Source organism: Serpentinimonas sp. SSL01, from assembly GCF_056323735.1.
This window is the reverse complement of the sequence record NZ_CM150487.1, coordinates 375,637-392,972: the sequence shown is the minus strand read 5'-3', so window position 1 is coordinate 392,972 and position 17,336 is coordinate 375,637. Positions and strand designations below refer to the sequence as shown.

The 17,336-nt window shown below is 68.9% G+C and carries 17 protein-coding genes and 2 riboswitches; of the genes, 3 read left to right on the top strand and 14 right to left on the bottom strand.

Going from position 1 to position 17,336, the window contains the following annotated elements; translation table 11 throughout:
• Window positions 1-7: 7 nt before the first annotated feature.
• Window positions 8-1,192: a precorrin-6Y C5,15-methyltransferase (decarboxylating) subunit CbiT gene (cbiT, locus tag ACVMK0_RS01835; RefSeq protein ID WP_034113341.1), complete on the bottom strand. Its 1,185-nt coding sequence runs from the start codon at window positions 1,190-1,192 to the stop codon at window positions 8-10.
• Between cbiT and ACVMK0_RS01830 the strand changes: the two genes are divergently transcribed.
• Window positions 1,161-1,964 carry a cobalt-precorrin-6A reductase gene (locus ACVMK0_RS01830; protein ID WP_476464097.1) on the top strand — a complete coding sequence of 268 codons (804 nt, stop codon included), beginning with the start codon at window positions 1,161-1,163 and terminating at the stop codon, window positions 1,962-1,964. The two genes, cbiT and ACVMK0_RS01830, sit on opposite strands and share 32 nt — an antisense overlap.
• On the opposite strand, the gene cobJ is transcribed toward ACVMK0_RS01830, so the two are convergent.
• The 13 genes from cobJ to ACVMK0_RS01765 all read right to left on the bottom strand — a co-directional run bounded on the left by cobJ (window position 1,937) and on the right by ACVMK0_RS01765 (window position 14,126).
• Complete coding sequence (gene cobJ, locus ACVMK0_RS01825) at window positions 1,937-2,674, bottom strand: precorrin-3B C(17)-methyltransferase (RefSeq protein ID WP_034113368.1); 738 nt, start codon at window positions 2,672-2,674, stop codon at window positions 1,937-1,939. The two genes, ACVMK0_RS01830 and cobJ, sit on opposite strands and share 28 nt — an antisense overlap.
• A gap of 83 nt (window positions 2,675-2,757) precedes the next feature.
• Window positions 2,758-3,489 (bottom strand): precorrin-2 C(20)-methyltransferase, encoded by a 732-nt coding sequence (gene cobI, locus ACVMK0_RS01820; RefSeq protein ID WP_476464096.1) that lies wholly within the window; start codon window positions 3,487-3,489, stop codon window positions 2,758-2,760.
• Window positions 3,489-4,118 carry a precorrin-8X methylmutase gene (locus ACVMK0_RS01815; protein ID WP_476464630.1) on the bottom strand — a complete coding sequence of 210 codons (630 nt, stop codon included), beginning with the start codon at window positions 4,116-4,118 and terminating at the stop codon, window positions 3,489-3,491. The genes cobI and ACVMK0_RS01815 overlap by 1 nt, the downstream gene beginning before the upstream one ends.
• On the bottom strand, window positions 4,105-5,295 hold the full coding sequence (cobG, locus tag ACVMK0_RS01810) for a precorrin-3B synthase (RefSeq protein ID WP_476464095.1): 1,191 nt from the start codon (window positions 5,293-5,295) through the stop codon (window positions 4,105-4,107). Before cobG ends, ACVMK0_RS01815 begins: the two co-directional genes overlap by 14 nt.
• 18 nt (window positions 5,296-5,313) lie before the next feature.
• On the bottom strand, window positions 5,314-6,048 hold the full coding sequence (cobA, locus tag ACVMK0_RS01805; RefSeq protein ID WP_476464094.1) for a uroporphyrinogen-III C-methyltransferase: 735 nt from the start codon (window positions 6,046-6,048) through the stop codon (window positions 5,314-5,316).
• A 13-nt stretch (window positions 6,049-6,061) separates the two neighbouring features.
• A complete protein-coding gene (locus ACVMK0_RS01800) occupies window positions 6,062-6,739 on the bottom strand; it encodes an energy-coupling factor ABC transporter permease (RefSeq protein ID WP_476464093.1) in 678 nt (225 codons plus the stop codon).
• Between the two features lie 10 nt (window positions 6,740-6,749).
• Complete coding sequence (locus ACVMK0_RS01795) at window positions 6,750-7,589, bottom strand: ABC transporter ATP-binding protein (protein WP_476464092.1); 840 nt, start codon at window positions 7,587-7,589, stop codon at window positions 6,750-6,752.
• A complete protein-coding gene (locus ACVMK0_RS01790) occupies window positions 7,586-8,665 on the bottom strand; it encodes a FecCD family ABC transporter permease (RefSeq protein ID WP_034113334.1) in 1,080 nt (359 codons plus the stop codon). The genes ACVMK0_RS01795 and ACVMK0_RS01790 overlap by 4 nt, the downstream gene beginning before the upstream one ends.
• The gene (locus ACVMK0_RS01785) at window positions 8,662-9,546 is read right to left on the bottom strand and encodes an ABC transporter substrate-binding protein (protein ID WP_476464629.1); all 885 of its coding nucleotides are present in this window, start codon (window positions 9,544-9,546) and stop codon (window positions 8,662-8,664) included. Before ACVMK0_RS01785 ends, ACVMK0_RS01790 begins: the two co-directional genes overlap by 4 nt.
• A gap of 5 nt (window positions 9,547-9,551) precedes the next feature.
• Window positions 9,552-10,127, bottom strand: a complete 576-nt coding sequence (locus ACVMK0_RS01780) for a bifunctional adenosylcobinamide kinase/adenosylcobinamide-phosphate guanylyltransferase (RefSeq protein ID WP_476464091.1) — start codon at window positions 10,125-10,127, stop codon at window positions 9,552-9,554.
• The gene (locus ACVMK0_RS01775) at window positions 10,120-10,935 is read right to left on the bottom strand and encodes a cobalamin-binding protein (protein ID WP_476464090.1); all 816 of its coding nucleotides are present in this window, start codon (window positions 10,933-10,935) and stop codon (window positions 10,120-10,122) included. Before ACVMK0_RS01775 ends, ACVMK0_RS01780 begins: the two co-directional genes overlap by 8 nt.
• Entirely contained in the window at window positions 10,932-12,269 is a 1,338-nt protein-coding gene (locus ACVMK0_RS01770; RefSeq protein WP_476464089.1) for a cobyrinate a,c-diamide synthase, read from the bottom strand. The genes ACVMK0_RS01775 and ACVMK0_RS01770 overlap by 4 nt, the downstream gene beginning before the upstream one ends.
• A gap of 6 nt (window positions 12,270-12,275) precedes the next feature.
• Entirely contained in the window at window positions 12,276-14,126 is a 1,851-nt protein-coding gene (locus ACVMK0_RS01765; protein ID WP_476464088.1) for a TonB-dependent receptor domain-containing protein, read from the bottom strand.
• 153 nt (window positions 14,127-14,279) lie between these two features.
• A riboswitch (cobalamin riboswitch) is annotated at window positions 14,280-14,545 on the bottom strand.
• A 160-nt stretch (window positions 14,546-14,705) separates the two neighbouring features.
• Window positions 14,706-14,813, top strand: a riboswitch (S-adenosyl-L-homocysteine riboswitch).
• 75 nt (window positions 14,814-14,888) lie between these two features.
• On the opposite strand from ACVMK0_RS01765, the gene ahcY reads away from it, so the two are divergent.
• The gene (gene ahcY, locus ACVMK0_RS01760) at window positions 14,889-16,325 is read left to right on the top strand and encodes an adenosylhomocysteinase (RefSeq protein ID WP_045534567.1); all 1,437 of its coding nucleotides are present in this window, start codon (window positions 14,889-14,891) and stop codon (window positions 16,323-16,325) included.
• A 114-nt stretch (window positions 16,326-16,439) separates the two neighbouring features.
• Entirely contained in the window at window positions 16,440-17,273 is an 834-nt protein-coding gene (gene metF, locus ACVMK0_RS01755; RefSeq protein ID WP_476464087.1) for a methylenetetrahydrofolate reductase [NAD(P)H], read from the top strand.
• Window positions 17,274-17,336: the final 63 nt, after the last annotated feature.

Below are 17,336 nucleotides of genomic sequence, written 5' to 3'. Positions count from 1 at the left end.
CTTTGGGTCACAGCACCACACTCCACTGCACCACCGGGCGCGCCGGCTGCCAGCCTCGCAGACCGCCCAGCGGCTGGGCCTGGGCCAGCGACACCTGCAGCAGCTCGCCACCGTGCTGCGCGTGCAGCTGCAGCAACAAGGCCTCGGTTTCCAGCGTCACGCCGTTGACAACCAGGCGGCAGCCCGGCCGCAGCACCGGCCGCAGAGCCTCGAACAGCTCGGCACCGAAGCCCCCGCCCACGAACACCGCGTCGGCGGCGGGCAGCGTGGCCAGCACGTCGATGGACGCCGCGTGGTGCACCTGCAGCCGGTGCGGCACGCCCAGCTGTTCGGCGTTGCGGCGGATGTTGGCGGCGCGCTCCGGTGAACGCTCCACTGCGTGCGAATGGCCGCCCGCCAGGCACCACTCCACCGACACGGAGCCCGAGCCCGCGCCCAGGTCCCACAGGCATTCACCCGGGCGCGGCGCGAGCGCGCGCAGCGTCAGCGCCCGCATCGGCGATTTGGTGATCTGCCCGTCGTGAGCGAACAGCTCGTCGGGCAGGCCGCTGCTGACGGGCAGGCCGGGCGGGCCCTCGTGCAGGTCCAGCGCCAGCGCCACCGGCGCGTCCAGCGCGGGCAGGTCGGGGGCGTCCAGACGGAAATGGTGAATGCGCTCGTGCGGTCCGCCCAGGCGTTCCAGCGCCCAGCCGCTGCTGGCACCATAACCGTGGCTGCTGACCAGGGCCACCAGCGTCTGCAAAGCCTCGCCGTCGCGCACCAGGCAGATCAGTCGCTGGCCGCGCCACAGGTCCGGTCGCACCACCGACAGAGGCGTGGCGTGCAGGCCCAGGCATCGCACCGTCTCCAGGCGCCAGCCCAGGGCGGCTGTCGCCCGTGAAAACGTGGACGGCACCGGAAAGGCGGTCCACTCACCTGCGGCCAGGTGCTGGCAGACACTGCCCCCCGCGCCAAACCAGAATGGGTCGCCCGAGGCCAGCACCGCCACCGGCTGCCCGCGCAGGGCCAGCACCGGCCGGATGTCGAACGGCACACCCCAGGCGATGCCGCGCTCGCCAACACCGGCCAGAGCCAGGTGGCGCGGACCGCCGAACACATGGCGGGCGCTGTCCAGCGCAGCGCGGCTACCATCGCTCAGTCCCGCCAGCCCGTCTTCCCCCATGCCGATGATCGACAGCCAAGATTCAGCCACGCAACGTATCCTCCTGCTGGGTGGCACCACCGAAGCGAGCCGGCTGGCCCAGGCGCTGGCCGCCGCGCGCATGGACGCGGTGTTTTCCTACGCCGGCCGCACCGACGCGCCCGTGGCCCAGCCCCTGCCCACGCGGGTCGGCGGCTTCGGCGGCGTCGATGGCCTGTGCCAATACCTGCAGGCCGAGCGCATCACACATGTGGTCGACGCGACCCATCCCTTCGCCGCGCAGATGAGCAGCCACGCGGTGCAGGCCTGTGCCCGGCTGGGTTTGCCGCTGCTGGCACTGGAGCGCCCGGCCTGGCAGGCCCAGGCGGGTGACCACTGGCAGCACGTGCCCGATCTCGCCTCTGCAGTGGCCGCTCTGCCCACCGAGCCAGCCCGGGTGTTCCTGGCCATCGGCCGGCAACACGTGCAGCCCTTTCTGGACGTCGGCCGGCACTGGTTTCTGCTGCGACTGGTCGACCCGGGTTTCGAGCTGCCCGCTGCTCAGGGCGCTGTGGTACTGGACCGCGGCCCCTTCACACTGGCCAACGACCTTGCCCTGTTGCGCCAGCACCGGATCACCCATGTGGTGGCCAAGAACGCCGGGGGGCTGGGTGCGCAGGCCAAGCTGGACGCGGCGCGCGCACTCGGCTGCCCGGTGATCCTGATCGACCGGCCGGCCATTCCCCACCGGCCCACGGCGGGCACGGTGGCTCAGGCACTGCAATGGCTGGGCGTGGCGCCGGCGGATACTGGTGTTCATGCGGCCACCGATCGCGGGGTGTAGACAAAGCGCCCCACGCGGCGCGTGGTGGAACTGCCGACGATCACCAGCGTGCGCATGTCGGCCATGCCGGGCGTCGCGTCCGCCAGGGGCACGCACCGCAGCCGCTCCTGCGGGGTGCTGATGGCGCGCGCGAACAGCAGCAGGCGCTCGGGCTCGCAGGTCTCGCGCAGCAGCCGCAGCACCTGTTCGAAGGTGTGCGGGCGGCTGGCCGAGCGTGGGTTGTAGAACGCCATCGCCATGTCGGCGCCGAGGGCCGCGCGCAAGCGCTTCTCGATCAGCGCCCAGGGCTTGAGGTTGTCGCTGAGGTTGATGGTGCAGAAATCGTGCCCCAGCGGCGCGCCGGCGCGAGCGGCCGCTGCCAGCATGGCGGTGATGCCGGGCAGCACCCGCACGTCCAGCGCCTGCCAGTCGTCACGCCCCTCCATCGCTTCAAACACGGCCGTGGCCATGGCGAACACGCCGGGGTCGCCGGACGACACCACCACCACGCGAGCGCCGGCCGCGGCCAGCGCCAGCGCGGCACGTGCGCGGTCCAGTTCTTCGCGGTTGTCCGAGGGGTGCAGCGTCAGGCCGGCCCGCGGCGCCACCCGCGCCACGTAGGGGATGTAACCCAGCACGTCGCTGGCCTGGTCCAGCGCCTGGCGCACCTCGGGCGTGACCAGGGCTTCATCGCCCGGCCCGAGGCCGGCGATGCAGAGCCAGCCGCTCATGCGATCCGGCGCCAGGCCGTCCCAAGCCGGATCAGCCCGCTCAGGGAGCAGCGACCCGCGCAGCAGCGGAGCCTGGGGGCTCATCATTCCGCCACCTCCGGCCGACGCCCCTGGCCGTGCACCAGCACAATGGCGAAATACGGACAGACCTCGTCGGGCGTGTCGGCCAGACGGCTCAACTGCTGCTGCGGCATGGTGCCGTGCTGCACCAGCCAGGCCTGGTCGAGCTTGCCCGCGCGGGCCAGCGCCCGCCGCACGCGCGGCAGGTTGCGGCCGGTTTTCATGATGGCCATGGCATCGGCCGCCTGCATGTGGCGCACCAGATCGTCCTCGGGCAAAGTGCCCATCAGCACGGTCAGCACGTCGTCGCCCCAGGTCATGGGCTGGCCGGTGGACCACCAGCAGCCGACCATGCCGGGAATGCCGGGAACCACCTCCACCACCGCGCGGCCCTGCAGGCGGGTGTAGAGGTGCATGAAGGAGCCGTAGAAAAACGGGTCTCCCTCACACAGGACCACGATGTCCTGGTCCTGCGCCAACTGCGCCAGGCGGTCGGCCCAGTCGTCGTAGAAGCGGGCCAGGCAGTGAATGTAGGCTGGGCTGTCGAACGGTAGTTCCGTGGTGACCGGGTATTCCATCGCGTATTCGGTCACCCCCGGCGACAACAGGGCGTCCACCATCTTGCGGGCCTGGCCGGGCCGGCCCTTCTTGCGGAAATACGCCACATGCCGGGCCGAGCGCACCAGGCGATCGGCGCGCACGCTCATCAGGTCGGGGTCGCCCGGCCCCAGGCCGGCGCAGATGATGCGTCCCATCAGATCTCCTTCTCGCTGGCCAGCGCGTTGATGGCCGCCACCGTGATGGCCGAGCCCCCCAGACGCCCGTGCACCACCAGGGCGGGCAAGGCGTCGGCCGCCATCAGCGCAGCCTTGGACTCGGCCGCACCGACAAAGCCCACCGGGCAGCCGATGACGGCGGCCGGACGCGGACAGGCCGGGTCCTGCAGCATGTTGAGCAGGTGGAACAGCGCGGTGGGCGCGTTGCCGATGGCCACGACCGCACCGGCCAGGTGCGGCCGCCAAAGTTCCAGCGCGGCGGCGCTGCGGGTGGTTTCCATCTGGCGCGCCAGTTCGGCCACCCGCGGGTCTTGCAGGGTGCAGATGATTTCGTTGTCGGCCGGCAGCCGCTTGCGCGTGATGCCTTCGCTGACCATGCGGGCATCGCAGAGGATGGGCGCGCCGGCCTGCAACGCCCCGCGCGTGGCCTCAGCCATGCCGGGCGTGAAGGCCACGTGCTGCTCCAGTCCCACCAGCCCGGCGGCGTGGATCATGCGCACCACGGCCAGTTCTTCGACCGGCGTGAAGCGGCCGAGATCCGCTTCGGACCGGATGATGGCAAAGGACTGGCGGTAGATGGCGTCGCCATCCCGTTCAAAGGTGTGCAGCATGGGAAAAATCTTGTTGTAGTTGGTGCACCAGGGCCGCGCGTTCCAGCCCGATGTGGTCTGGCGCAGCGGCGGCGGTGCCATGCCGGATCAGGTCGAAGCCGTCGCGGGTGGCGACGACCGTGGCCGCCGGCCGGGGGTGGGCACAGCCCTTGGTGCAGCCCGAGACGTGCAGCCGCTGCCCGGGCGGCACCAGCGGTGCCAGGGCCAGGGCCAGCTCGCGCGTGGGCGCGGCCGCCTGCTCGCAGCCCGGCGCACCGGTGCAGGCGTCCACGCGCAACCGGGCATCGTCGGCTTGGGTGATGAGTTCGGGTAGCTGCGGAAGCGGGGCATCGCCCTCCACCAGCAGGCTGCGCCAGGGGGTCAGGCGCAACGCCCCGCCGGCGGCCAGTGCCCCCAGCGCGGTGGCGGGCAGCAGGCCAAAGGCCAGCCCCACCAGATGGCCGTTCGGCTGCCGGCCCGGCAGGGGTGCCGGTGGCACGCCCTGCGGAACCGGGACCGCCTGCCACGCGGCCGGCAGCGCAACGCGCTCGAGCAAGGCCGCCATGCGGCCGCGCCCGGCCGGTGCGCCGCCGGCGCGCAGGAACCAGTGCGCCAGCGACAGCGCGGTCGCGGGCGCATCGGCGAGCGACACCACCACCCCGCGGGACGCGCCGTCGGCGCAGATCAGGACGCCGTCCGCGTGGCGCTCCAGGCGGATGTCGGCATAGGCCTCGCGCAGACAGGGCTCCGGCCCGGTGTCCACCGCGAAACCGAACTTGGCGGGCAGCGCCGGTGCGTCGTCACGGGCCAGCGCGGCGCCCAGCCGCAGGGCCAGGTCGGGGGTCGGGTCACCGTCCCCCCAGAACGGCTGCACCTGCACATTGCGCCGCGCCTCGTGGGACGCATCGGCGTCCACCAGACCCAGCCCGCTCAGGGCGCCCAGCAAGGGCGCATGGTCAGCCGGGTCGACCCTACGCAACTGCAGGTTGGCCCGGTTGGTCAGCTCCAGCAACGGGTGGGCCCATCGCTGCGCCAGCAGCGCCAGGCTCTGCGCCTGCGCCTGGCTGAGCCGTCCCGCCAGCGGCCGCACACGCACCACCAGCCCGTCGCTGGCGGCCATGGGCCGCACGGCGCCCGGGCACCAGCCGCGGATCATCACGGGCCCTTCGTGGCGGTGGGTGCTCTGGTCGTTCATCGGAGGCAGCGGTCCGGTTCAGTCGGACTCGAAATGGGGACTCATCTGCACGGTCTCGCCGACGATCAGCAGACCGGGCTGCGGCCCATAGGCCGGCGCCTGATCGACCAGGCGGCCCAGGCGACAGGCCAGCACCGTCTGCGACGGGCGGGTGCCGTCGCGCACGATGGCGGCCGGTGTGTCGGGTGACAGGCCGTGCGCCATCAGGCGTTCGGCGATGTGGGAAAGGCGCTGGATACCCATGTAGAACACCCGCGTCTGGCCAGGCCGGGCTAGTGCGCGCCAGTCGTGCGTGGCGCCGTCGTCGGCCAGATGCCCCGGCAGGAACACGCAGCTCGCCGCAAAATCCCGATGGGTCAGGGGAATGCCTGCCGCAGCCGAGCAGCCGCTGGCAGCCGTAACGCCAGGAACCACCTCGAAGGCGATGCCCTCGGCCTGCAGCGCCTGCACCTCTTCTCCCCCCCGTCCGAACACGAAAGGGTCCCCGCCCTTGAGGCGCACCACGCGGACACCGGCGCGCGCATGCGCCACCAGCAAGTCGTGAATGCCGTTCTGCGGCACGGCGTGGTGGCCCAGGGCCTTACCCACATACACGCGCTGCGCACCGCCCGGAATCTGGTCAAGCACCTCAGGCGCAATCAACCGGTCGTGTACCACGACGTCGGCGCGGCGCAGGCGGTCCAGCGCGCGCAGAGTCATGAGATCGAGCGGGCCAGGCCCCGCACCGACGATGGACACGAAACCGGTCTTCAAGACTTCACCCGTCTCAGGCCGCCGAGTACAGGCGCGGTTCGACCACGCGCGAGCCCTTGAGCCTGTGCAACTGCTTGGCCACCGCCAGCACCGCCAGGGCCACCAGCGGCTCCAGCAATACGACGGTCATGTAGGCGGCGCCGAAGGTAGCGATGCTTTCGATGTTTTCCGCAGCAAAGCCCTGGCCGTACAGTGCCCAGAAACCCACCCACACTACGATGCCGCCCTGGTACGCCACCGAGAGTTTCAGGGCCTGCGCGTAGCGGATGTCCACATACGGCGTCGCTGGCGCGATCACGCGACGGGCCAGCGCCTGGATCGCGAACAGCGGCACCAGCAACGTGGTGACGTTCATGCCGTACTGCGGCAGGTCGTCCGGCGCGAAGAACAGGCTCTGCACGGCAAGCCCCGCCGCCAGACCGATGGCTGCAGGTGCAGCGCCGAACACGAGCAGCAGCGTGCTACCCAGAATCAAATGCACTTCGGACACGCCCACCGGGTGCGTGGGCAGCACCTCGAAAAAGGCAAACACCAGCAAGGCTGTGATCACCGACCGGGCCAGCAGCGCGGCAATACCTTCCTGGCGCACCATATCCCAAGCCAACTTGGTCATATAGCCCAGCGCGGCAGTGGCTGTCGCGTAGCTCAGAAAGATCTTGGTGGTGTCCACCAGTGCGGGTTCTATGTGCATGACGCTGCTCCTAGGTTGTGGCGCTGTTGCTTGCGCCGTTTGAAAATTCGTTCGAGGCAGTCTGACCCGGCAGAGGCAAGGCCACCCACTGCCCGTCCAGTTCGCGCACCGCCACGCGGTGATCGAACACGGCTTCGAGCGCGCGGTGCGTGGCGGGGTCGGCGCAGGCGCCCTGGTGCGTGATCCGCCCTTGCGCCATCACCACCAGTTCGTCGGCATGCAGCGCCATGCCGATCTCGTGCAGCACACTGACCACGGTGCGGCCTTCGCGCACCAGGGCCTGAACGATGGACAGCCAGTCGGCCTGGTGCGGCGGGTCCAGGTTGGCCAGGGGTTCGTCCATCAGCAGCACCTGGGCCTCCACCGCCAGGGCGCGGGCCAGCAGCACGCGCTGCCGCTCGCCGCCGGACAGCTGGCCGAGCGAACGTGCCCGCCAGTCCCAGGCCTGGGTGGCGCGCAGCGCGCGCTCCACCGCTGCGTGGTCGGCGGCGCTGGGCGGGCTGAGCCAGGCCTGGTGTGGCAGGCGGCCGAGCATGGACACGTCCCACACGGTCAGGTCGTCGCCACTGGCCTCGTTCTGGCCCAGCCACGACAGCTGCTGCGCCCGCTGGCGGTGTGGCCAGTCGGGCAGCGGCTGACCCAGCAGGACCGAGGTGCCGCTGTGCGGCAACAGGCCAGCCATGGCCTTGAGCAGGGTGGACTTGCCGGCGCCGTTAGGCCCGACGATGCTGGTCCAACGCGCACGCGGCAGCGCCAGCGTGATGCCGTGCAGGATGGCCGCGTCGCCGAAGCGAACACCCAGGTCGCGCGCTTCCAGCGCAGGGACGTTGAATGCAGGTGTGGCGCTCACAGCCCTCCTCCCCGGCCCAGCCGCGTGCTGCGGTGCATCAGCCACAGCAGATAACCGCCGCCGAGCACCGCGGTGAGCACGCCCACCGGCAGCTCCTGCGGCGCGATCAGCCAGCGCGCCAGCGTGTCGGCCGCCATCAGCAGGGCACCACCCATGCAGCTGGCCAGCAGCATCAGACGGCTGCTGGTGGTCTTGACCAGCGAACGCACCAGGTGAGGTGCGGCCAGGCCCACGAAGGCGATCAGGCCGGTCTGCGCCACGGCGGTGCCGGTGGCCAGGGCCAGCACACCCACCAGCGCCGCACGCATGGGGCCCAGCGGCAGGCCCAGGCTGCGCGCCGTGGCATCGCCCAGGCTCAGGCCGTCGAGCACGCGCGCCAGCAGCCAGGCCGCCAGCGTGCACAGCACCCACACGCCCGCCATCAGGCCGGCGGCGGTCCAGCCCACGAAGCTGGTGGACCCCAGCATGAAGGCCTGCATGGCCTGCAGCGATTCGGGCGAGAACAGCAGCACCAGATGCGTCATGGCGCCCAGCACCACGCCGACCACCACACCGGCCAGCAGCAGGCGCAGCGTGTGCTGCACACCGCGCGAGAGCACCAGGGTCAGCAGCACCGCCAGCACCGCACCGCCGAAGGCCGCGCCGGTCAGCCCCAGGCGCACCCAGACGCTGCTGGAAAACACACTCACCGCGACGCCGCTGTTCATCATGCTGGCACCCAGCATGCCGCCCGCCCCGCCCATGGCCGCCAGCGCCAGCGCCACGCCCAGCGAAGCGCCCGAGGCGCTGCCCAGAAGGAACGGGTCGGCCAGCGGGTTGCGGAACAGGCCCTGCGCCACGGCCCCGGCCAGCCCCAGCAGCGCGCCCGCCCCCCAGGCCCCCAGAGTGCGCGGCAGGCGGATGTCGAACACGATCTGCTGCGCCATGGCGGTGGCGTCCGGGTCCAGGCCCGGATTAAACAGTGGGCCGAGCAGGTTCTCGAAACCGGCACTGCCCACGCAGACGCCGAGCGCGGCCAGCAGCACCGCCGCCAGCAGCAGGGCGGCGACGAGCCAGGACGCGCGCCTGGCGTTCATGGACGCGCAACCCCTTTGCTGACCGCAGGTGCTTTGGACGCCAGGCAGCGCGCCATGATGCGCGCGCCCTCGGCCATGCGCGGTCCCGGGCGCACCAGGGTGTCGGACTCCTCGGCCGGGAATACGCACAGGTGTTGTCCGCGCATGGCGCGCAGGCTGTGCCAGCCGGGGCGCTGCATCATGCCGTCCACGCTGCGCTGGCCGACCATGATCAGGTCCGGGTTGGCGCGCACGATGTACTCCGGGTTGAGCTTGGGGAAGGGGCCGAGCGAGGCCGGCACGATGTTCTTCACGCCCAGCCGCGTCAGGGTCTCGCCGATGAAGGACGCCTCACCCGCCGCGTACGGCCCGGGGTTGACCTCGAAATACACCCGCGTGCCACGCACGCCGGGGGGCAGCGACTGGGCCGCCGCCATCACCGCCGCGTCGATGGCGCGCCAGATGCGCTGCGCGTCCGGCACCTCCAGCAACTGGCCGATCTTGAGTATCACCCGCTGCACGTCGGCGTGGGTCTTGGGCTCCAGCGCCAGCACCTTGATGCCCAGCGCCCGCAAGCGGTCCCCCGCGCGGGACGAGGTGGCCATCAGCACCACATCGGGCCGCAAGGCCACGATCAGTTCGATGTTCGGGTCCAGTCCCCCACCCACCTGCGGCAGCTTCGTGAGGCTGGCGGGGAAGGTGGAATAGCGGTCCACACCCACCAGGCGCTGGCAATGCCCGAGCTCGCACACCGTCTCGGCCAATGAAGGCAGCAGGCTCACGATGCGCTGTGGCGAGCGCTCGAAGTTCACCACCACGCCCTTGTCGTCGGTGACCTGAAGGGCCGCCTGCGCGGGCAGCGCCAGTATCACAATCAACCCCATCGCCAGTTGCCGAAGCATCGCCTTCATGAGTGGCCTTTCAGGGTCAGCGGCAGCCCGGCCGCCATCAGCGTGACACGCTCGCAAGCCGCCGCCACCTGCTGGTTCAGACGACCCAGCGCGTCCACAAACGCACGCACTTCGCGGCCTATGGGGATCACACCCAGACCAATCTCGTTGCCCACCAGCACCACCGGGCCGGGCACCGCAGTGATGGTCGCGCACAGGTCTTCGCCCGCCGCGATCACGGCCGCTTCGGGGAGGGCCTGTGTCGGGTCGGCCGGCATCATGCGGTTTGTCAGCCACAGGGTCAGGCAATCGACCACAACCAGCGTGTGGCCGTCGCTGTGCCGCCGCACCGCCTCGGCCAGCGCCAGCGGTTCTTCCACCGTCAGCATGCCCGGCACGCGCACGGCGCGGTCGGCCTGGTGGCGCGCGATGCGCTCGCGCATCTCGTCGTCCCAGGCCTGGCCGGTGGCCACCAGCACCGCCCGGTGCGCGGGCGATGCCATCAGCCAGTCGCGGGCCAGCAGCTCGGCCCGGCGCGATTTGCCGCTCTTCTGGCCGCCCAGGATCAGTTCGCTGCGCGCCAACTCAACCATGGGCCACCATCCATGCCTTGACGATGCGGTGCATCTGCTCCACCCCGTCGGTCAGCGCCGCGAGACCCGGCTGCAGGATGTCGGCCGACTTGATCTCGAACATCTGCCCGGTTTTCACGGCCGGCACGTCCTGCCAGCCGGGCCGCGCGGCCACCTTTTCGGCGCGGAACTTCTTGCCGCACCAGGAGCCGATGATGATGTCCGGTGCACGCCGCACGATCTCGGCCCCGTCGGCAATGATGCGGTCCTTGCCCAGCGACTGCACGGCCAATTCGGGAAACACGTCGTCACCACCGGCAATGCCCAGCAAGCCCGACACCCAGCGGATGCCGCTGATGTGCGGCTCGTCCCACTCCTCGAAAAACACCTTCGGCCGCCGCTTGCCTGCGGCTTCCAGCACGGCCACCTCGGCACGGATGGCATCCAGCCGCTGGCGCATGGCCTCGATGCGCGCCAGCCCCTCGTCGGCGCAACCCACCATCGCCGCGACCTGGAACAGCATGGAGAAAATCTCTTCCACGCTGCGCTGGTTGAACACCGTCACCTGCACACCGGCGCGGATCAGCTGGGCCGCGATGTCTGCCTGCAAGTCGGAGAAGCCGAACACGGCGTCGGGCTTCAGGTCGAGGATCTTGTCGATCTTGGCGTTGAGAAAGGCGCTGACCTTGGGCTTCTCCTCGCGCGCCCGGCGCGGCCGCACGGTGTAGCCGCTGATGCCCACGATGCGCCGCTCCTGCCCGAGCAGGTAGAGCCACTCGGTGGTTTCTTCCGTCAGGCAGACTATGCGTTCCGGGCCGGGCAGATTCATGCGGCCTCCGGCAAAAAAAGGTGCGCTGTGGCCTTGGGAGACGACGCAAACCATGCGTGAAAATAACTGGCCTGCAAGGCACCATGGCGGTAAACCGCCTCGGGCCGCCCAAAGCGCCGCGCAGGCTGGGTCTGCGCGGCTGGGGGGTGGGAGGTGTCGACCGTTGAATAGTGAAAGCTGTGCCCGCGCAAGGTGCCATGGGGCGTATCCCATTGTTGCGACCCCAGCGCCGCCAAGCGTGGCTGCACGGTGACCTCTCCGGGCAACAAACCCCACATGGCGCAGCGCCGACCGTCGTTGAGCGTCAACCCTTCGAACAAGGGCATCATGCCCCCACATTCAGCCCAAATCGGTTTGCCCGCCGCCACATGGGCCGCCAAGCCATGCCGGGTGCGCTGCAGGTGGGCCAACGATTCGGCATGCAGTTCTGGGTAGCCACCGGGTAACCAGACGGCGTCGCAGGGGGGTAGCGCATGGTCTGCCAAGGGCGAAAAGGCCACAACCCGCGCACCCAAGGCGCCCAGTGTTGCCAAATTGGCGGGGTAAATGAAGCAAAAGGCCGCATCTTGGGCCACCGCCACCGTGCAACCAGCCAGCAGTTTCGGTATCTCGGGTGGCGCTTCGGCAGGCATGTCAAAACGCACCGCCCAACGCTGCCACTCTGCAAAATCCAATTGACCCAAAGGCGTTTGGGCCAAGGCATCAGCCATGGCATCCAGTCTAGCCGTGGCGTCTGGCAGCTCGGTGGCGGCGGTCAGGCCCAAGTGCCGCTCTGGCAGGGCAAAAGCCGCATCCCAGCGCAAAGCGCCCAACCAGCCCGCATGCAGTGGATCCTCGTGGCCAGCGGTCACTGAAGCCTGCAGCGCGTGGGCATGGCCATCGCTGGCCACCCGGTTGGCCAAGGCGCCCGCCCACTTCAACCCACCCTGATAGTGGCGCAAACCATGCACCAAGGCACCAAACGTCTTGGCCATGGCCGAGGCATCGACCACCGCCAGCACGGGAACGCCCAGCCTCTGCGCCAAATCAGCCGCGCTGGGTTCGCCGTCGAACAGACCCATCACCCCCTCAATCAAAATCAGATCATTTTGCTCAGATGCATGGCAAAGCCGTGTGCAAACATCGGCCTCGCCATTTACCCACAGATCCAAATTGTCCACCGGCTGTCCGCTGGCCAGCGCCAGCCATTGGGGATCGAGGAAATCAAGGCCGCACTTGAATACCTGCACCCGCCGCCCGGCCCGCGCATGCAGACGCGCCAAGCCGCAGGTGACACTGGTTTTGCCCTGCCCCGACGCCGGAGCAGCAATCAAAAGAGCGGGACAGGTTGCCACTGGCTTTCAGCGCTGCGGCTGCCACGTCAGGCTGGCAAAGAGGGCGCGCCCGGGCTGGTTGTAGCCCAGCGCCGTTTCGTAGCGCTTGTCGCCCACGTTGTTCAGGCGCAGCTGCAACCGCCAGTCGCTGGACAACTGGTGCTCGGCGCTTAGGTCGAGCTTGCCATAGCCCGGCAGGCGCTGGGTGTTGGCGGTGTCGTCGAAGCGCTCCCCTGCCAGCAGGGCGTGGGCCCCAAACCACCAGTCGTCGCCCCAGGCCCGCTCTAGACTCAGCGTCAACTGTTGCTCGGCTCGGCGCGGCAGCTGGCGCTCGAAGTTGGCGCCCGGGGTGCGGTTGCGCGCCTCCAGCAACTCCAGGTCGGAGCGCCAGCGCCAGTCATCTGCGCTGCCTTGCCAGACCAGGCTCCAGCCGTCGATCTGCACCCGGGGCACATTAGCCACCGTCGGCGCGGCGGTGATGAAGCCGCGGATGCGCTGCTCAAAGCGCGTCAGTTGCAGCGACTGGCTGCCAAATGCGTAGCTCAGCCCCAGCTCGCTGGAGCGACCGCGCTCGGGCTGAGTGGTGGGATTGCCATACCCGGGCCAGTACAACTGGTTGAAGCTCGGGGCCTTGAAACTGGTGCCGTGCGCGGCGCGCACGCGCCAACCCTCGACAAATTCAAACGCATAGGCAAGCGAGCCGGTGCTGGCCACACCGAACTGCGAGTTGTCGTCGCGCCGCGCACTGGCCTGCCAAGCGTGCGGTCCAGCGCTGCCTTGCAGTCCCACAAAAACACCCTCGATGCGGCGCTCACGCACCGTAAAAGCAGTGCTGCTGTCCACCTCTTCGCGGCTGTGCTCTAGGCCCAGCGTCAGGGTGCCGATGGGGCTGGGTTGGTCGTGCTGCAGCGTCCACTGGCGCCGCTCGGTGTCAAAGCGCGTATTGCCCTCGAAATCAAAATTGCGCGTCAAGTCGTCGGCGCGGTTCAGGCGCAGGCTGGTGCGCGCACCGCCGTCCCAAGCGCGCTCTAGGCCGAGCCCCAGTACCCGGGTGCTGGTCAGGCCGCGCACATCCTGCACCTGCGTGCCGTCGTCGAAGGCGCTATTGCCACTGGAAATTAGCCCGTGCGCCGTCAGCAGCCAACCGGGGCTGGGCTCGAAGCGCAGGCTGCCGTTGAGCGCGTCTTGCTCGAAGCCATCGGCGTCGGGGTTATGCCGGTCCCGCGTCCTCCAACGGGGCACCGGGTCCGGTGGCACCGTATACGCTACCCAGCCCGGCGGCACCGCAGGATTCGTGGCCGAAAAACCGTCTTCGCGCAGGGTCGAGACCCCGATCCGATACTGCCAGCGCCCTTGTCCGCCCGCAACCCCAGCGTTGGCGGCCCGATGCCCGTGTGCCCCCAGCGTGACGCCAGCATGGGGATGAAAGCCCTCCTGAACGCGCCGGGTGAAAATCTGCACCACCCCGCCCACGGCGTCGCTGCCGTAGAGCGCCGCCGCCGGGCCTTTGAGCACCTCGATGCGCTCGATCGCCGCCAGCGGCAGGTTGTCCCAGTTGGGCGCACCCAGGGTCGCCGAGCCGTAGCGTACGCCGTCGATCAGCAGCAGCACATGGCGCCCTTCGGTACCGCGCAAGAACACGGTGGAGTCCTTGCCCAGCCCGCCATTGCTGCTGATCTGCACCCCAGCGGCTTGTTGCAGCAGCGCAGCCAAAGTCTGCCCTTGGGCTTGTTCGATGGTTTCGCGCTCGATCACCACCACCTGAGCGACCAATTGATCGCTGGGCACCGGGGTGCGCGTCGCCGTCACCACCACCGGGCTCAAAGCACCCGGGGTGGCGGCTTCGGGGCTGGCCGCAGCGGGGGCTGCTACCCACACACCAGCAAGGCCGAAAAGACCATAGAGGGCGGCCGGCAGCGCTGCCCGAGCCGCGACAGGGGCGCGCGAAAAAGAATTTTTCATGAAAGTTAACACCACAGAGCGTGTCCTCAGCGCCTTCCCCGACGCTGCTTGGACGCAACGGCCCCCACGAAGGGGACCACCCTGTTGGCCGGTATCCGGGCTGGTGGATGCGACCGGCGCCGCCTTCCCGGAAAGCCCTTTGCGCGAGCAAAAGGCGTTCCAGTGGCTTTTGGAGACGCACAGCGAAGCCGCCTGTGCGGGCGGCTCGTCCACTTACCGTTGCGGGGGCAGCTCAGGTTAGACCCATGCACTAGACGCGCCCAGGGTCCTCCTGCTTCCCGTTTAACCGCCGCACCAGAACCGGCGCAGCGAGCACCAACGTTGCAGATTGTAACGGCCTGTATCCGGTGATCTGGACACCGGTGATCTGGACACCGGTGATCTGGAACCGATGATCTGGACACCGCAGAGGATGTCAAGCCGGGGCTGCCCCAAATCCCCTTTGTGCCGCACGTCCATGCCGCACATCCATCCGCTTGGCCTATAATTTCTGAGTGTTTCGAGGAGCGTTGCAGCACCGAGCCCCATGCGGCGGCGGTGTGAGGCTCGGAACCGGCCGCGGCACCCGCTGCTGTTGGCCCCCCGCAACGACGCTCACCCACTCCTCGTGCGGTGAGCGCTTTGTGCCAGCCGCGAGCAGTGGTTTGAACCCAACCCTGTTGTGCCGGAGCCCCTTACATGAACGCTGCCTTGAAATCCCCCCTCCTCGCCGATTGCGTGATCGCCGACATCGGCCTTGCCGAATGGGGGCGCAAAGAAATCCGCATTGCCGAAACCGAAATGCCCGGCCTGATGGCCATACGCGAAGAATACGCCGCGCGCCAGCCGCTCAAGGGCGCGCGCATCACCGGCAGCCTGCACATGACGATCCAGACCGCCGTGCTGATCGAGACCCTGCAGGCGCTGGGCGCGCAGGTGCGTTGGGCCTCGTGCAACATCTTCAGCACCCAAGACCATGCCGCCGCCGCCATTGCCGCCAGTGGCACGCCGGTGTTTGCTTTCAAGGGCGAGACGCTGGAGCAGTACTGGGACTACACCCACCGCATTTTTGAGTTTGGCCCAGCGGGCGCCGAGGGCGAAGGCCCGAACATGATTCTCGACGACGGCGGCGACGCCACGCTGCTCATGCACTTGGGCAAGCAGGCCGAGCGCCACCCCGAGGTGCTGGCCAACCCCGGCAGCGACGAAGAGCGCATTCTGTTTGCCGCCATCCGCGCCAAGCTGGCCAGCGACGCCACCTGGTACAGCCGCAAGGGCGCGCAGATCATCGGCGTGACCGAAGAGACCACCACCGGCGTGCACCGGCTCAAGGAAATGTCGGCCAAGGGCACGCTGCTGTTTCGCGCCATCAACGTCAACGACTCGGTCACCAAGAGCAAGTTCGACAACCTCTACGGCTGCCGCGAGTCGCTGGTCGATGGCATCAAGCGCGCCACCGATGTGATGATCGCCGGCAAAGTGGCCGTGGTGGCCGGCTACGGCGACGTGGGCAAGGGCTCGGCGCAGGCGCTGCGCGCGCTCTCGGCCCAGGTGTGGGTGACCGAGATCGACCCCATCAACGCCTTGCAAGCCGCCATGGAAGGCTACCGTGTGGTGACCATGGACTACGCTGCCGAGCACGCCGACATTTTCGTCACCGCCACCGGCAACAAGGGCGTGATCACCTACGAGCACATGGCGCGCATGAAAGACCAAGCGATCGTGTGCAACATCGGCCACTTCGACAACGAGATCGAAGTCACCGAGCTCGAGGCCCGCTGCCAGTGGGATGAAGTCAAGCCACAGGTCGATCACGTGATCTTCCCCTCGGGGCGGCGCATCATTTTGCTGGCCAAGGGCCGGTTGGTGAACTTGGGCTGCGGCACCGGGCACCCGAGCTTCGTCATGTCGTCGAGCTTTGCCAACCAGACCATCGCCCAGATCGAGCTCTACGGCCACCCCGACGGCTACGACGCCGGCAAGGTCTATGTGCTGCCCAAGCACCTGGACGAAAAAGTGGCGCGCCTGCACCTGAAAAAAGTCGGCGCCATGCTCACCGAGTTGTCGGACGATCAAGCGGCTTACATCGGCGTGCCCAAGCAGGGCCCATACAAGCCCGACAGCTACCGCTACTAAGCCCATCTCAGGCTGGCGCTGTGCGTTGCTGCGCCCCAGCAGGGGGCTGCACGACAGCGCCGGGTTTGCATCGGGCCGCTGCGGCGTGGCGGCCCGGCCCCACGGAGCACGATCATGGCCCAGGCCTTGCCCATCAGTTTTGAATTTTTCCCGCCCAAGACGCCCGAGGGCGCGGTTAAGCTGCGCGCCGTGCGCCAGCAGCTCTACGCCCAGCGGCCCGAGTTTTGCTCGGTCACCTACGGTGCCGGGGGCTCGACCCAAGAAGGCACATTTGCCACCGTGGCCGAGATTTTGGCCGAGGGCGTGCCGGCGGCGGCGCATTTCTCGTGCATCGGTGCCACCCGCGCCAGCGTGCGCGAGCAGTTGCGCCAGTTGCAGGGCATGGGGGTGCGGCGCTTGGTGGCCCTGCGCGGCGACTTGCCCAGCGGCTACGGCTCAGGGGGCGAGTTCCAATACGCCAGCGACTTGGTGGCTTTTATACGGGCCGAGTTTGGCGTCGCTTTCCAGATCGAGGTCGCGGCCTACCCCGAGGTGCATCCGCAGGCGCGCTCTCCGCAGGCCGATCTGCAGGCACTGCTGACCAAGGTGCGCGCCGGCGCCGACAGCGCCATCACGCAGTATTTTTTCAATACCGACGCCTATTTTCGTTTTGTGGATGAGGCGCAGGCGCTGGGCATCGAGATCCCGATCGTGCCCGGCATCATGCCCATCACCAACTCGAGCCAGCTGCTGCGCTTTTCCGATGCCTGCGGGGCCGAGGTGCCGCGCTGGATCCGCCTGCGCCTGCTGGGCTATGGCGACGACGTGGCCAGTATCCAGGCCTTTGGGCGCGAGGTGGTGGGCGATCTATGCGAGCAGCTGCAGCTGGCCGGCGTGCCGGGGCTGCACTTTTACACCATGAACCAGAGCGCGCCCACGCTGGCGCTGTGCGCGCGGCTGCGGCAGTAAAGCTTGTGCAGGTGGGTTTGGCGGCCTGCAGTCCGCTTGCGCCATCGAGCGCATCGACAATCT